This window comes from Tolypothrix sp. VBCCA 56010 (genome assembly GCF_050875635.1).
Classification (GTDB): domain Bacteria; phylum Cyanobacteriota; class Cyanobacteriia; order Cyanobacteriales; family Nostocaceae; genus Hassallia.
Genome location: NZ_JBPAOH010000407.1, coordinates 1 through 643, shown reverse-complemented (window position 1 = coordinate 643; position 643 = coordinate 1). Strand labels below are relative to the sequence as shown.

At 42.6% G+C, this 643-nt stretch carries 1 protein-coding gene; it reads left to right on the top strand.

All coding sequences use genetic code 11. The annotated features are described in order from the left end of the window. Positions 1–545 (top strand): iron uptake porin (locus tag AABK37_RS41755; RefSeq protein WP_432557236.1); only part of this gene is annotated, 545 nt, incomplete at its 5' end. Positions 546–643: the final 98 nt, after the last annotated feature.

The following is a 643-nucleotide window of genomic DNA, read 5'->3' as shown; positions in this document are numbered from 1 at the left end:
CGTTTTTATTTGGGGTCATACTTCAAACTGCTGGAATTCTTGTGCAATATACATTTTGGCAGTTTTTGACCCCTATTTCTTCAGGCTTTGTGAGAAATCCGGGTAAAGCTTTTAATGTCGGTCTAACCTACGCACGCACTTATCAAAATAGTGCTGGTGGTGTGAGCATGTTTGAATTTACAGGCAGCAGCATTGCCAATAATCCCTTTGGTAATGTTGCAACTTCTGCTAATCACTACGGTGTAGAAGCTTCTTTTAAACTCACCTCTAAGTTGCTAATTGGTGGTTGGTATGGTTACACTGATGCCGAAGCGCAAAATACTGGCACAACTAGGTTCGACGGAAATGGACCTACCGGGTTTAACGTAATTGCCAACGAAGGTGATGATGCGACATTCAACTACTGGGGTGCTAGCCTCGCTTTGCAAGACTTTGGTAGAAAAGGTAATCTGCTTGGTTTTATCTTTGGTCAACCACCTAAAACCACTAGCAACGATGCCAATATTGCTGGTGGTAGAGGGCTAAGAGATTCAGATACCTCTTAGAGGATGTCTGAAAAGTAAGGAAGCTCACGTCACGGTATTCTGTCAGTAGAAAAAACACTTAAGTAGACAGCGTGACGAAAGCAATGAATCCATCTTAC